The organism is Roseibium sp., assembly GCF_050301095.1.
Taxonomy (GTDB): domain Bacteria; phylum Pseudomonadota; class Alphaproteobacteria; order Rhizobiales; family Stappiaceae; genus Roseibium.
This window is the reverse complement of the sequence record NZ_JBNKYW010000131.1, coordinates 1-14,295: the sequence shown is the minus strand read 5'-3', so window position 1 is coordinate 14,295 and position 14,295 is coordinate 1. Positions and strand designations below refer to the sequence as shown.

8 protein-coding genes are annotated in these 14,295 nt (G+C 62.0%); all 8 read left to right on the top strand.

Features of this window, described 5'->3' with window-relative positions; all coding sequences use genetic code 11:
• The first annotated feature begins 64 nt into the window (after nucleotides 1-64).
• The 8 genes from guaD (at nucleotide 65) to ACQY7U_RS12100 (ending at nucleotide 14,145) form a co-directional block, all read left to right on the top strand.
• A complete protein-coding gene (gene guaD, locus ACQY7U_RS12135; protein WP_428644776.1) occupies nucleotides 65-1,423 on the top strand; it encodes a guanine deaminase in 1,359 nt (452 codons plus the stop codon).
• Nucleotides 1,424-1,848: 425 nt separating this feature from the next.
• Nucleotides 1,849-3,783 (top strand): PrkA family serine protein kinase, encoded by a 1,935-nt coding sequence (locus ACQY7U_RS12130; protein WP_428644774.1) that lies wholly within the window; start codon nucleotides 1,849-1,851, stop codon nucleotides 3,781-3,783.
• A gap of 31 nt (nucleotides 3,784-3,814) precedes the next feature.
• Nucleotides 3,815-5,137 (top strand): YeaH/YhbH family protein, encoded by a 1,323-nt coding sequence (locus tag ACQY7U_RS12125; RefSeq protein WP_428644773.1) that lies wholly within the window; start codon nucleotides 3,815-3,817, stop codon nucleotides 5,135-5,137.
• Nucleotides 5,130-6,632, top strand: coding sequence for a SpoVR family protein (locus ACQY7U_RS12120; protein WP_428644771.1), 1,503 nt, complete (start codon nucleotides 5,130-5,132; stop codon nucleotides 6,630-6,632). Before ACQY7U_RS12125 ends, ACQY7U_RS12120 begins: the two co-directional genes overlap by 8 nt.
• Before the next feature lie 403 nt (nucleotides 6,633-7,035).
• Nucleotides 7,036-7,590, top strand: a complete 555-nt coding sequence (locus ACQY7U_RS12115; RefSeq protein ID WP_428644769.1) for a helix-turn-helix domain-containing protein — start codon at nucleotides 7,036-7,038, stop codon at nucleotides 7,588-7,590.
• A gap of 24 nt (nucleotides 7,591-7,614) precedes the next feature.
• On the top strand, nucleotides 7,615-10,056 hold the full coding sequence (locus ACQY7U_RS12110) for a GcvT family protein (protein WP_428644767.1): 2,442 nt from the start codon (nucleotides 7,615-7,617) through the stop codon (nucleotides 10,054-10,056).
• Between the two features lie 53 nt (nucleotides 10,057-10,109).
• Nucleotides 10,110-11,669, top strand: a complete 1,560-nt coding sequence (locus tag ACQY7U_RS12105; RefSeq protein WP_428644765.1) for a trimethylamine methyltransferase family protein — start codon at nucleotides 10,110-10,112, stop codon at nucleotides 11,667-11,669.
• A gap of 34 nt (nucleotides 11,670-11,703) precedes the next feature.
• Nucleotides 11,704-14,145, top strand: a complete 2,442-nt coding sequence (locus ACQY7U_RS12100; protein ID WP_428644763.1) for a GcvT family protein — start codon at nucleotides 11,704-11,706, stop codon at nucleotides 14,143-14,145.
• Nucleotides 14,146-14,295 lie beyond the last annotated feature (150 nt).

Below are 14,295 nucleotides of genomic sequence, written 5' to 3'. Positions count from 1 at the left end.
CGGACACCCTTGACCCCGGGGCGGAAATACCGCCCCGGGACTGTTTCGAACTGGATGACCTTCGATGAAATCTGATCGCTTGCTGCTGCGCGGCCGCCTGCTTTCCTTCAAGTCCGAGCCGCAATCTCCGGACGACGTCTCCGCCTACGACTACATCGAGGACGGCGCGCTTCTGATCGAAGACGGAATGATCATCAAACGTGGCACCTATTGCGACGTTGTCGCGGACGCAGGGGACGCGGAAATCGTCGACCACCGGCCCAAGCTTCTGACGGCCGGCTTCATCGACACCCATATCCATTTCCCCCAGGTGCAGATCGTCGCCTCCTGGGGCGCGCAGCTTCTCGACTGGCTGAACACCTACACCTTCCCGGAAGAGACCCGTTTCGTCGAGGAAAGCCACGCGGCCGCCATGGCCTGCCGCTTCTTCGACCTTTTGACCAACCACGGCACCACCACCTCCGTCGCCTATTGCTCGGTCCACAAGACCTCCGCGAATGCCTATTTCGAGGAAGCCGAACAGCGCAACATGCGGGTCATCGGCGGCAAGGTGATGATGGATCGCAACGCTCCCGACGGCCTCAGAGACACGCCGCAGAGCGGTTATGACGACAGCAAGGAGCTGATCGAAAAGTGGCACGGCCGGGGCCGCGCCCACTATGCGATCACCCCGCGCTTCGCAATCACCTCGACGCCTGAACAGATGGAAATGACCGGCGCACTGGTCAAAGAGCATCCGGACTGCTTCGTCCAGACGCATCTGTCGGAGAACAGGAACGAGATCGCCTTCACCCTGGAGCTTTATCCGGAGGCGCGCGACTATCTCGACGTCTATCAACGCTATGGCCTGCTCAGCGACAAAATGCTGCTCGGCCATTCGATCCACCTTGAGGACCGGGAGATCGGCGCACTTGCCGAAACCGGTTCACGGCCGGTGTTCTGCCCGACCTCGAACCTCTTCCTCGGCAGCGGCCTGTTCGACGATGCGGGCCTGAGGTCAAAGGGCATCGTCAACGCGATTGCCACGGATATCGGTGCCGGCACCAGCTACTCGATGCTGCAGACCCTGAACGAGGGCTACAAGATCCTCCAGCTTCAGGATCAGAAGCTCCACCCCTTGCGCGCGTTCCACTGGATCACCCGCGGCAACGCCGTGGCGCTTGGCCTGGAGGACAAGATCGGCACGCTGGATCCGGGCACGGAGGCCGACATCGTCGTCCTGGATTCCCGGGCAACCGATGCCATGGCCCTGCGCATGGAACGGGCGACCACACTCAGCGAGGAGCTGTTCGTATTGCAGATCCTGGGAGACGACCGGGCGATCGAGGAAGTTTATGTGGCGGGGCGCGCCCAGAAGGGCGGCTCCGGACAGCAGCGCTCCAACGAAGCTCAAACGGTCTCGGGCGTTCGCTCGGCGGCCTGACGCCGGCTCATTGGATCAAAACCGGCTGACGAGGCCGCCCGCCGGGCGGCCTCTTTGTTCATTCTGACCTTTGCCGATTGACTGCCGCCGCTCGAAACGCGGCGGCGGCCATCCGACCGGCGCTTTTCACCCTTTTTCACATTTCAGAGACGCAGAGGAAGTTCCGCGCCGCGACTCACCCCCGCAAACGCCCGAAAGCTGCCGGAAATTCCGCACCCGGGCTGGCCTCGCCTCCGCGCAACCAGAACATGTTCGGTAAAATCAACAACTTGCGCCGAATCATTTTTTGGAGGTGACCCCGACTTTCTCTGGATAAGACAAATTTTCAAACTACCCGAAAGTTTGCATTGCCTCAGCGGAAGCGCACCCCATGTTAAGTTATAGGGGTCGATTCCACGGGGTCGCCTAGAAATGGATGTTGAGCGATGGAGATCTACACACGGTTCGCCGAAGACTACAACAACAAGAACCTGGAAGAGCTTTCGATCCAGGATTACCTGCTGGGATGCAGGGATGATCCGCTGATGCGGGCGACCGCGGCCGAACGCATGATGGCCGCGATCGGAGAGCCGGAAATCATCGATACCAGCCAGGACCAGCGTCTTGGCCGGATATTCATGAACCGGACGATCAAGCGTTACGCTCCGTTCAAAAACCTGTTCGGAATGGAAACAACCATCGAACGGATTGTCGGGTTCTTCCGGCATGCCAGCCAGGGCCTGGAAGAACGCAAGCAGATCCTCTACCTGCTCGGGCCCGTCGGTGGCGGCAAATCGAGCATCGCCGAGATCCTCAAGAAGCTGATGGAACAGGAGCCGATCTATGTGCTCAAGGCCGGCGACCAGATCAGCCCCGTCTACGAATCCCCGCTCGGCCTGTTCAGTCCGGATCGCATGGGCGACCTGCTTGAGGACAAGTACAATGTCCCCAGGCGCCTGCTTACCGGCCTGATTTCTCCCTGGGCGGCCAAACGCCTGGACGAATTCGAAGGCGACATCTCCAAGTTCAGCATCGTCAAACTCTATCCGTCGCGTCTGCGGCAGATCGGCGTGACCAAGACGGAACCCGGCGACGAAAACAATCAGGACGTCTCCTCGCTGGTCGGCAAGCTCGACATCCGCAAACTCGAGGAATACAGCCAGAACGATCCGGACGCCTACAGCTACTCCGGTGCGCTCAACCGCACCACGCAGGGGCTGATGGAATTTGTCGAAATGTTCAAGGCACCGATCAAGGTGCTGCACCCGCTGCTGACGGCAACACAGGAAGGCTCTTATGTAGGCACCGAGAATATCGGCGCCCTGCCCTTCCAGGGCCTCATTCTGGCGCATTCGAACGAATCCGAGTGGTATCAGTTCAAGAACAACAAGAACAACGAGGCCTTTCTCGACCGCATCTCGGTGGTCAAGGTTCCCTACTGCCTCAGATGCTCGGAAGAAGCTGAAATCTACAAGAAGCTGCTCAGCCAGAGCGCGCTTGCCGAGGCGCCCTGCGCCCCGGAAACCCTGCCTCTGCTGGCGCGGTTCTCCGTCCTCACCCGGCTGCACGAGCACGAGAACTCGACGCTCTACTCCAAGCTTCGGGTCTATGACGGCGACATGCTGAAGGATGCCGATCCCAAGGCCAAGTCGCTGCAGGAATACCAGGACGCGGCAGGCGTCGACGAAGGCATGAACGGCATTTCCACCCGCTTTGCCTTCAAGGTGCTGTCGGAAACCTTCAACCACGATACGGAGGAAGTCTCCGCCGATCCGGTGCACCTGATGTATGTGCTGGAACAGGCCGTGCGGCGCGAGCAGTTCGACAAGGAAACCGAGGCCAGGTACCTCGACTTCCTGAAGACGGAACTGGCTCCGCATTACGCGGAGTTCATCGGCAACGAAATCCAGAAAGCCTATCTGGAATCCTATACCGACTACGGCCAGAACCTGTTCGACCGTTACATCGCCTATGCCGATGCCTGGATCGAGGAACAGGACTACAAGGATCCGGACACGGGACAGATCTTCGACCGGGACGTTCTGGAACAGGAACTGGAGAAGATCGAAAAACCGGCCGGCGTTGCCAACCCGCGGGACTTCCGCAACGAGGTGGTCAAGTTCGTGCTTCGTGCCCGGGCGGAAAACCACGGCCAGAACCCCGACTGGCGCCGTTACGAAAAACTGCGCCAGGTCATCGAGAAACGCATGTTCGGCAAGGTCGAGGAACTTCTGCCAGTCATCAGCTTCGGCGCCAAACGGGACAAGAAGACCGATGCCAAGCATCATGAGTTCGTCGAACGCATGACCGGGCATGGCTATACGAAGCGGCAGGTGCGGCGCCTGGTCGAGTGGTACATGCGCGTCAACAAGGCCGGCTAGACGCCAGGCCGTTCCGGAGACCGTGTGAGCCATGGCGCATTTCGTCGACCGCCGACTGAACCCGAAGGACAAGAGCCTGAGCAACCGGCGCAGGTTCCTGAAACGCGTGCGTTCGCAGATCAAGAAGGCGGTCGAGGATGCGGTGCGCGAGCGCGGCATCGCCGATGTCGACCGGGCCAAGAACGTTTCCGTACCGACGGAAGGGGTTGCCGAACCGTCATTCCGGCAGGCGAAGGAAGGCGGTAAGCGCGAGCGCGTCTTCACCGGCAACAAGACCTTCCAGACCGGCGACCGGATCCAGAAACCGCCCGGGGGCGGGGGCGGTGGGGCCGGCAAACAGGGCTCGCAGGACGGAGAAGGCGAGGACGATTTCCTGTTCGCGCTGTCGCGGGAGGAATTTCTCGACTTCTTTTTCGACGACCTGGAACTGCCAGATCTCGTCAAACAGAGCCTGAAGGAGATCACCCGGACCCGCCCCCACCGGGCCGGCTATTCGGTCACCGGTTCACCCGCCAACATCAACGTGGCCCGCACAATGCGCAACGCCTACGGCAGGCGCATCGGGCTGAAGCGCCCGAAGAACAAGGAAGCACAGGAGCTTCTCTACAGGATCTTCGTGCTGGAAAAAGTCGCTTCGCCGACGCAGGAACAGCGCGAGGAGCTGGCGGCCCTCCGGGCGAAATACGAGGAGGTCAAACGCCGGCGCAAGGTGATCGCCTATATCGATCCGCTGGATGTGCGCTTCAACTATTTCGAACAGCAGCCTGAACCGAACGCCAACGCGGTGATGTTCTGCCTGATGGATGTGTCTGCTTCCATGGGCGAACGCGAAAAGGACCTTGCGAAACGGTTCTTCATGCTGCTGCACCTGTTCCTGAGCAGCCGCTACGAGAAGACGGACATCGTCTTCATCCGCCACACCCACGATGCCTCCGAGGTGGATGAGGAAACCTTCTTCTATTCGCCCCAGACGGGCGGCACCGTGGTCAGCACGGCACTGGTGATGATGAAGGACGTTATCCAGGAACGCTATCCGCCCTCGGACTGGAACATCTATGCCGCCCAAGCATCGGACGGCGAGAATTTCAGCGGCGATTCCGCAAAATGCGCCAAGCTTCTGAACGAAGACCTGATGCGGGTCTGCCAGTATTTCGCCTATGTCGAGATTGTCGGCGAGGATGAAGCCCAGCTGATCAACAGCGAGGCGACCGGCATGGAGCTGTGGGAGTCCTATCGTCAGGTCGCCGAGATCTGGCCCAATTTCGCCCGCAAGCGCGTCTCCCGCAGAGCCGACATCTATCCCGTGTTCCGCGAGTTGTTCGCGCGCGATCCGGCAGGCAAGAGCCATGGCTAAATCCGCTGCAAAGTCCAAAATTCTGTTCGACCAGGCCGACTGGGATTTCGATACCCTGCGGCGGACCTTCGATGCGATCGAGGAGGTGGCGCGCAAGGATCTGGAACTGGACGTCTATCCCAACCAGATCGAGATCATCTCGTCGGAACAGATGCTCGACGCCTATTCCTCCATCGGCATGCCGCTGATGTATCATCACTGGTCCTTCGGAAAGCACTTCCTCGGGCATGAAAGGCTTTACCGCACCGGTGCACGGGGCCTCGCCTACGAGATCGTCATCAATTCGGACCCCTGCATCAGCTATTGCATGGAAGAAAACACCATGCCGCTGCAGGCACTGGTGATGGCCCATGCCGCGTTCGGCCACAACCACTTCTTCAAGTCCAACCACCTGTTCGAACAGTGGACCGACGCGGAAGGCATTCTGGATTATCTCGACTACGCCCGCCGTTTCATTTCGACCTGCGAGGAAAAGCACGGCATCGGAGAGGTGGAAGCCGTTCTCGACGCTGCCCACGCCCTGATGCCCTTCGGCGTCTTCCGGCACCGCCGTCCGAGGAAGCTTTCCTTGCGGGAGGCAGAGGAACAGCGCCAGGAACGTCTCGCTGCCGCCGAACAGAATGTCTACTACCTCTGGAAGACGCTGCCGACCCGTGCGGAAGACGTGAGGGAAACCGATGCGGCCCTTCTGGAACGCAAGCACAGGATGCAGCTTCCGGAGGAAAACCTGCTTTACTTCCTGGAGCAGTACAGCCCGGTCTTGAGATCCTGGCAGCGCGAGATCCTGCGGATCGTCCGCAACATCGCCCAGTATTTCTATCCGCAAAAACAGACCAAGGTGATGAACGAAGGCTGCGCGTGCTTCGTGCACTACTACATCCTGAACACACTCTACCAGCAAGGCCGCCTCACCGACGGCGCGATGCTGGAAATCCTGCACAGCCACACCAATGTGCTGACCCAGCCGGATTTCGACGATCCGCGCTTCAGCGGCATCAACCCCTATGCGCTCGGCTTCGCCATGATGCAGGACATCCGCCGGATCTGCGAGGAACCGGAAGAAGAGGACCGGGAATGGTTCCCCGACATCGCCGGCAAGGGCGACTGGCGGGCCGTGCTGAAACATGCCTGGGCCAACTATCGGGACGAGAGCTTCATACACCAGTTCCTCTCGCCGACGGTGATGCGCCGCTTCCGGATGTTCGCCATTTCCGATGAATCCAGGAATTCCTACTGCACCGTTTCCGGCATCCACGATACGCGCGGCTACCGGCACCTGCGGGACGTGCTGGCCCGCAATCACGACATCTCCTCGCAGGAACCGGAGATCCAGATCATCGATGCCGACCTGCTGGGCGACCGTTGCCTGCACCTTCAGGCGGTGCGCCGCGACGGCATTCCGCTCGACTCCTCCAGCCGGGACGCAACCGTCAAATATGTCGAGCGGCTGTGGGGCTACAAGGTCGAGATCGAGGAAGTGGACGCGCCGGGCTGAGCGGGCTCCGGCGGGGCTGGTCTTGATACCAACGCTCACAAACGCCAGACACCGCGCTTCCGGCCAGGCTGCAATTCCTTTTCGCCGTCATGCCGTGGCTCGACCATGCAACCATGTGCGTCTCCCCGATTGCCGTCCCGGCCGTGGCAAAACGGCAAGCCGGGATCCTGTAGCCACAGACTTCTGAAACAGCGCAAACGCCGGTGTTTACCAGGCCCCTGCCTGCACAGGGGCAGCGAATTGGTTTGGGGAAACCAGGTCCCTTTTCCGCGCTCTACCAACTTCCACGTCCCCTGAGAAACCGTGTGATTTCAGAATTTCACGGGCCTCGTGAAATTTTTGTTGATTTTTTCATTTCCCGGAATGAAATTATCAGCGAAATTTTCACGAGACGGATTCTTCGATGAACAGCAACAGCTTGGGCGAGGACATCCGGGCCCTCAGAACGGCCCGAAAAATGACCCTGGAGGAGCTGGCTTCGAAGCTCGGGCGGTCGGTCGGCTGGTTGTCGCAGGTGGAGCGGGACATCTCCACGCCGCGCATGTCGGACCTGAAGGAGATCGCAGACACCTTCGGTGTGCAGTTGTCGCTGTTCTTCGGCAATGCGGAAGCGCCCGAGAACGAAAAGGGCCGTATCGTGCGCGGGCCTGCGCGGCGGGTGATCGGCGAGCGCGATGCCGGGCTGGTGGAAACGCTGATATCGCCGGACCTTACCGACAGTTTCGAGATGATCCACTCGACCTTTCAGCCCGGTGCCCGCCGCGACAAGCCGATGGCCCGCCCGACGCAGGAAGTCGCCTATGTCATCTCCGGCAAGCTGGACATCTGGCTCAACGAGGAGCCGTTCACGGTCGAGGCGGGCGACAGTTTCCGCATTCGCGATGCGACCTACCGCTGGTCCAATCCCTATCCGGAACCTGCCGTCGCCATCTGGGTGATTTCTCCGCCTGTTTATTGACCCGTTTTCCAAGAGGAAATCCGCATGTCCGTTCCCTCTACAGCCCGTGTCGTCATCATCGGCGGTGGCATCGTCGGTGTCTCAACCCTCTACCATCTCGCCAAGGGTGGCTGGTCCGATTGCGTTCTGCTTGAAAAAAACGAGCTGACCGCGGGCTCCACCTGGCATGCGGCGGGCAACTGCCCGACCTTCTCCACCGGCTATGGCGTGATGAACATGCAGCGCTACGGGCTGGAGCTTTACCGGGGCCTCGCGGACGAAGTCGATTATCCCATCAACTATCATGTGACCGGCTCCCTGCGCCTCGCTCACAGCCACGAGCGGATGATGGAATTCGAACGCGTGGCGGGCCTGGCGCGGCACATGGGGCTTGAGATGGCCATGTGCACGCCGGATGAATTGCAACAGCATTATCCCTTCCTGGAACTGCACGATCTGGAAGGCGGCCTGTGGGACCCGCTCGACGGCGACATCGATCCGGCGCAAGTGACCCAGGCGCTGGCGAAGGGCGCGCGCACCAACGGCGCCAAGGTGATCCGCTTCACGCCCGCGACCGGCGTCAGCCGGGAAAACGGCGAATGGATCGTCCATACGGAAAAGGGCGACATCCGCTGCGAATATGTGGTCAATGCCGCCGGCTACTATGCCCCGAAGGTCGGCGAATGGTTCCTGCCCTTCGGAGGACGCCCGGTTCCGGCGGCGGTGATGAGCCACCAGTATTTCCTGACCGAACCCATTCCGGAAATCGCCGCCTGGAGCAAGGAGAACGGCCGCAAGCTGCCGCTGCTGCGCGACGTCGACACCTCCTATTATCTGCGCCAGGAAACGTCCGGCTTCAATCTCGGGCCTTACGAGCGCAACTGCCAGACGGCCTGGACACGGCCCGACGATCCGATGCCGGACGACTTCAGCTTCCAGCTCTATCCGGACGATCTCGACCGGCTGGAGTGGTACATCGAGGATGCCATGGCGCGTGTTCCCTTGCTTGGAACACAAGGGGTCAGCCGCAACATAAACGGGCCCATTCCCTATGCGCCCGACGGCATGCCGATGCTGGGGCCGATGCCGGGCGTTCCGAACGCTTTCGAGGCCCATTCCTTCACCTTCGGCATTGCCCAGGGGGGCGGCGCGGGCAAGATTGCGGCCGAATGGATCATGCACGGCTGCACCGAATGGGACATGTGGTCAGTCGATCCGCGCCGCTACACCGACTACACCGACAAGCAGTATTGCATCGACAAGGCCAGGGAAGTTTACGGCCACGAGTACGCCATTCATTTCCCGCATCACGTCTGGCCCGCGGGCCGCGACCGCAAGCTGTCGCCCAATCATGACAGGATCGTGGAACTCGGCGGTCAGATGGGCGCCTACAACGGCTGGGAGCGTGCCAACTGGTTCGCGGCACCCGGGGACGACACCTCCGAAGAAGGCACCCAGACCTGGAAACGGTCGGGTCCATGGGAAAAACGCGTGCGCGAGGAATGCGAAGCGGTGCGCGATGGCGTCGGCGTTCTCGACCTGCCGGGCTTCTCCCGCTTCTCGCTTACCGGAGACGGAGCAGCCGAGTGGCTGCGCGGCCGCATAGCCGGCGCCTTGCCGAAGGTGGGCCGGATGGCGCTGGCCTATTTCCCCGACGCGCGCGGACGCGTCTTGACGGAAATGTCCGTCCTGCGTCATGGCGAGGACGACTTCACCCTGATCACCGCCGCCGTTGCGCAGTGGCACGACTACGAGATTCTGAAACCTGCCCATGCGGAAGGACTGGCCTTGACAGACCGGACGGGCGAGATGACGACGTTGATCGTAACAGGGCCGGACTCGCGCGCTCTGTTCGAGAGCTTGGGCGATGCGGACCTGTCGCTCGGCTGGCTGACCCACCAGCAGGCCAATGTTGCAGGCAAGCCGGTCTTGCTTGTCCGGGTGTCCTTTGCCGGCGAACTGGGTTGGGAGATCCATGCAAGCTTCGAGGACATGCCGGCCATCTACGACGCCGTACTGGAGGCAGGCGCCAGACCCTTCGGCATGTATGCGCTGAATTCGCTGCGTATGGAAAAGGGATACCGGGCCTGGAAGGTGGATCTGTCCACCGACTACACGCTCCTGGAAAGCGGGCTTGAGCGCTTTGTCAGGTTCGACAAGCCGCAGGACTTCCCGGGCAAGGCCGCGCTTCTTTCCGAAAAACAGCAGGGCTCTGCCAAGGGGTTCGTGACCCTGATCGTCGAGGCTGAGGACTGCGATGCCCCCTATATGGCGAACATCCTGAAGGATGGCGAGATCGTCGGCGAAGTGATGTCGGGTGGCTGGGGCTACCGGATCGGCGCCTCCATCGCGCTCGGTCTCGTCCGCTCCGGCCTGACAGCCCCCGGCACCGAGCTGGAAGTTGAAATCTACGGCCGCCGCTGCAAGGCGGCTGTCCAGCCTGATCAACCTCTTTGGGATCCTGAAAACGCGCGGCTGCGGGCCTGACCGGATCACCCGGCACCCCGCATCCTGTCTGTCCTGTGATTGGAGACACATCCATGACCGTAAGTGAAGTGAAACAGCGTCGCCGCGCCGGAGGGCGCTCCGCCCGAACAGCCGCCCGTGCCCGGCCGCTGGACGAGGCTATCCGGCCTGTCCGGCCAGGCCTGCCCGGAGGGCAATACCGCCCCCTGAAGGAGGCAGACGTTCTGCGCATCCATGAGGCGGCCCTGACGGTTCTTGAAGAGATCGGCATGGGCTCGGCCACGGCCTCCGGGCGGATGTATCTGAGCGAGGCCGGCGCCGTCGAGGGCGAGGATGGCCGCATCCGTTTTCCCCGCGCGCTCGTGGAAGACATGCTGGCCAAGGCCGCCCGCAACATTACCCTCCATGCCCGCGATCCGCAGTTCGACCTGAACCTGTCGGGCACGAACGTGCATTACGGGACGGCAGGAGCGGCTGTTCATATCGTCGATCCCGAGACGGGCGACTACCGCAACCCGACCGCGCAGGATCTTTACGACGCGGCGCGGCTCGTTCAGCGGCTGGACAACATCCACTTCTTCCAGCGTCCGGTTGTCCTGCGCGAATACGAGGATCCGCGCGATCTTGACCTGAATACGGTCTATGCCGCCTGCGCGGGAACCACCAAACATGTCGGCGCGTCCTTCACCGAGGCGGCCAATGTCACCCAGAGCCTGGAACTGCTGCACATGATCGCTGGCGGCGAAGCCGCCTGGAGGGAGCGACCCTTCGTGTCGAATTCCAATTGCTTCGTGGTTCCGCCGCTGACCTTCGCGCAGGAAAGCTGCGAGGTCATGGAAACCTGCATCAGGGGCGGCATGCCCGTGCTGCTTTTGTCCGCCGGACAGGCCGGGGCGACAGCTCCCGCACCCATCGCCACCGCCGTGGTGCAGGCCGTGGCCGAGTGCCTGGCAGGTGTGGTCTACGTCAATGCGGTCAAGCCGGGGCATCCTGCGATCTTCGGCACGTGGCCCTTCGTCAGCGACCTGCGCACCGGAGCGATGTCCGGAGGCAGCGGCGAACAGGCGTTGCTCAGTTCCGCCTGCGCCCAGATGCATCAGTTCTATGGATTGCCGGGCGGGGCCGCCGCCGGTATCGCTGATTCCAAGCTTCCCGACATGCAGGCCGGCTGGGAACAGGGCATCAGCAACGTCATGGCGGGCCTCTCCGGTCTCAACATGGTCTATGAAGCCGCGGGCATGCACGCCTCGCTGCTGGGATTCTGCCTGGAATCTCTGGTGCTCGGCAACGATATGCTGGGCCAGGTGCTGCGCTGTGTACGCGGTGTCGACGTCAAGGACGAATATGTCGACATCGACGTGATCCGCTCGGTCGTGCTCGACGGCCCCGGCCACTATCTCGGCCATGACCAGACCCTGCAGCTGATGCAGAGCGAATATGTCTACCCCGATGTCGCCAACCGCTCGAGCCCTAAGGAATGGGAAGAGCTCGGCAGACCGCGCCTGCTGACAACCGCCGCCGACAGAATGCGGAGCATCCTGGCAGTGGATGGCCACACGATAGACGCGGCGACGGAAGCCGCCATACGGAAGGTTCTGCCGCTCGCGAATCTGGCCCGGCCGGGCAAGGCCTGAGCGCAATTTCAGAACAGGAACGAAAGGCCCCATCATGACCCCTCCCGCAAAGGCCCGCGTCGTCATTATCGGTGGCGGTGTCGTCGGCTGCTCGGTTGCCTATCACCTCGTCAAGAAAGGCTGGAACGACGTCGTTCTCCTGGAACGCAAGCAGCTGACATCAGGAACCACATGGCACGCGGCGGGGCTGATCGCCCAATTGCGCGCGACGGAAAACATGACCCGTCTCGCCAAATACAGCCAGGAGCTCTACGGCAACCTGGAGGCCGAAACGGGTGTAGCGACCGGCTTCCGGCGCTGCGGGTCGATCACCGTGGCCTTGAGCGAGGAGCGCAAGGAGGAAATCTTCCGTCAGGCCTCCATGGCGCGCGCCTTCGGCGTGGAAATCGAGGAAATCACACCGGAGGAGGTCAAGGCCCGCTACGAGCACCTGAACACGGCGGATGTCGTTGCCGGTGTCTACCTGCCGCTCGACGGCCAGGGCGATCCGGCGAACATTGCCCTGGCACTCGCCAAGGGCGCGCGGCAGGGCGGCGCAAAGGTGCTGGAGCGGGTGAAGGTGACCGGCCTTCGCAAGACAGGCCGCCGGGTAACGGGCGTCGACTGGCAATCAGAGGAAGGATCGGGAACCATCGACTGCGAGCATGTCGTCAACTGCGGCGGCATGTGGGGCCACGAACTCGGCAGAATGGCCGGGGTGAACGTGCCGCTGCACGCCTGCGAACATTTCTACATCGTGACGGAATACATTGCGGGGCTCGAACGGCTTCCGGTCCTCAGGGTCCCGGACGAATGCGCCTACTACAAGGAGGACGCCGGCAAGATCCTGCTCGGGGCCTTCGAGCCCAATGCCAAGCCCTGGGGGATGGCAGGCATTCCGGACGACTTCGAGTTCGATCAGCTTCCCGAGGACGTCGATCATTTCGAGCCGATCCTGGAGGCGGCCGTCAACCGGATGCCAATGCTGGCGGAGGTGGGCATCCACACCTTCTTCAACGGCCCGGAAAGCTTCACCCCGGACGATGCCTATCATCTCGGCCTTGCGCCTGAGATGGACAATGTCTGGGTGGCCGCCGGTTTCAATTCCATCGGCATCCAGTCTGCGGGCGGCGCCGGCATGGCTCTGTCGGAATGGATGGACAGCGGCGCCAAACCCTTCGATCTCGGCGACGTCGACATCTCCCGCATGCAACCCTTCCAGGGCAACCGGCATTACCTGTTCGAGCGGTCCAAGGAAACGCTCGGCCTGCTTTACGCCGATCACTTTCCCTACCGCCAGAAGGCAACCGCCAGAGGCGTGCGCCGCACACCGCTGCACGAGCATCTCAAGGCAAGAGGGGCCGTCTTCGGCGAACTCGCCGGCTGGGAGCGCGCCAACTGGTTCGCCGACGAGGGCCAGGAGCGGGGCTACCGTTATTCCTGGAAGCGCCAGAACTGGTTCGGGAACGCCGCCCGCGAACACATGGCGGTCCGCGAAAACGTCGGCCTGTACGACATGTCCTCATTCGGCAAGATCCGTGTCGAGGGTCCCGACGCGGAGGCCTTCCTGAACCATGTCGGCGGCGGCGATTTCTCGGTGCCGGTGGGCAGGATCGTCTATACCCAGTTTCTCAACGAGCGCGGCGGCATCGAGGCGGATGTGACCGTGACCCGGCTGTCGGAAACCGCCTATCTGATCGTCACACCCGCCGCCACGCGTCTTGCGGACGAAACCTGGCTGCGCCGGCATCTCGGCGACTACCGGACCGTGATCACCGACATGACGCCGGGCGAGGCGGTGCTGGCCGTCATGGGGCCGAACTCGCGCAAGCTGCTGCAGGCGGTCTCCCCCAACGACTTTTCCAACGAGGCCCACCCATTCGGCACCGCCCGCGACATCGAGATCGGCATGGCCCTCGCAAGGGCCCATCGGGTGACCTATGTGGGCGAACTCGGCTGGGAGATCTATGTCTCCACCGACATGGCCGCGCATGTGTTCGAGACCCTTGAGGCCGCCGGAGAGGAGCTGGGCGCGAAGCTTTGCGGCATGCACATGATGGACTCCTGCCGCATCGAAAAGGGTTTCCGCCATTTCGGTCACGACATCACCTGCGAGGATCATGTTCTGGAAGCCGGGCTCGGCTTTGCGGTCAAACACGGCAAGCCCACCTTCATCGGCCGAGACGCCGTTCTGCGCAAGCGCGAGGAAGGTCTGCGGAAACGCCTCGTGCAGTTCCGTCTGACGGATCCCGAGCCCCTGCTTTACCATGCCGAACCTATCCTGAGGGACGGCGAGGTCGTCGGTTTTCTGTCGAGCGGCAACTACGGGCACGCTCTCGGCGGCGCCGTCGGCCTTGGCTATGTTCCCTGCCCCGGCGAAACGCCGGAGCAGATGCTGGGTTCTTCTTACGAGCTCGAGATCGCCGGCACCCGCGTGAAAGCCGAAGCTTCGCTCAAGCCGATGTACGACCCCAAGTCTGAGCGGGTCAAGGCCTGACAAAACGGTGGCGCGAACGTTCCGTATCGGACGCCTATTTGTTGCGGCCCGGTGCGTTCCTGCTGTTGCCGCGCTGGCCATCGTTGAACTTTTCGCCGGCGTTACCGACGGCCTGACCGTTCCCCGGGTTGTTGGGAACTCCGGCATCGG

What these genes read in the sequence shown, in the direction of transcription:
- guaD (WP_428644776.1), top strand. Translation starts at nt 65, where the DNA reads ATGAAATCTGATCGCTTGCTGCTGCGCGGCCGCCTGCTTTCCTTCAAG.
- ACQY7U_RS12130 (WP_428644774.1), top strand. Translation starts at nt 1,849, where the DNA reads ATGGAGATCTACACACGGTTCGCCGAAGACTACAACAACAAGAACCTG.
- ACQY7U_RS12125 (WP_428644773.1), top strand. Translation starts at nt 3,815, where the DNA reads ATGGCGCATTTCGTCGACCGCCGACTGAACCCGAAGGACAAGAGCCTG.
- ACQY7U_RS12120 (WP_428644771.1), top strand. Translation starts at nt 5,130, where the DNA reads ATGGCTAAATCCGCTGCAAAGTCCAAAATTCTGTTCGACCAGGCCGAC.
- ACQY7U_RS12115 (WP_428644769.1), top strand. Translation starts at nt 7,036, where the DNA reads ATGAACAGCAACAGCTTGGGCGAGGACATCCGGGCCCTCAGAACGGCC.
- ACQY7U_RS12110 (WP_428644767.1), top strand. Translation starts at nt 7,615, where the DNA reads ATGTCCGTTCCCTCTACAGCCCGTGTCGTCATCATCGGCGGTGGCATC.
- ACQY7U_RS12105 (WP_428644765.1), top strand. Translation starts at nt 10,110, where the DNA reads ATGACCGTAAGTGAAGTGAAACAGCGTCGCCGCGCCGGAGGGCGCTCC.
- ACQY7U_RS12100 (WP_428644763.1), top strand. Translation starts at nt 11,704, where the DNA reads ATGACCCCTCCCGCAAAGGCCCGCGTCGTCATTATCGGTGGCGGTGTC.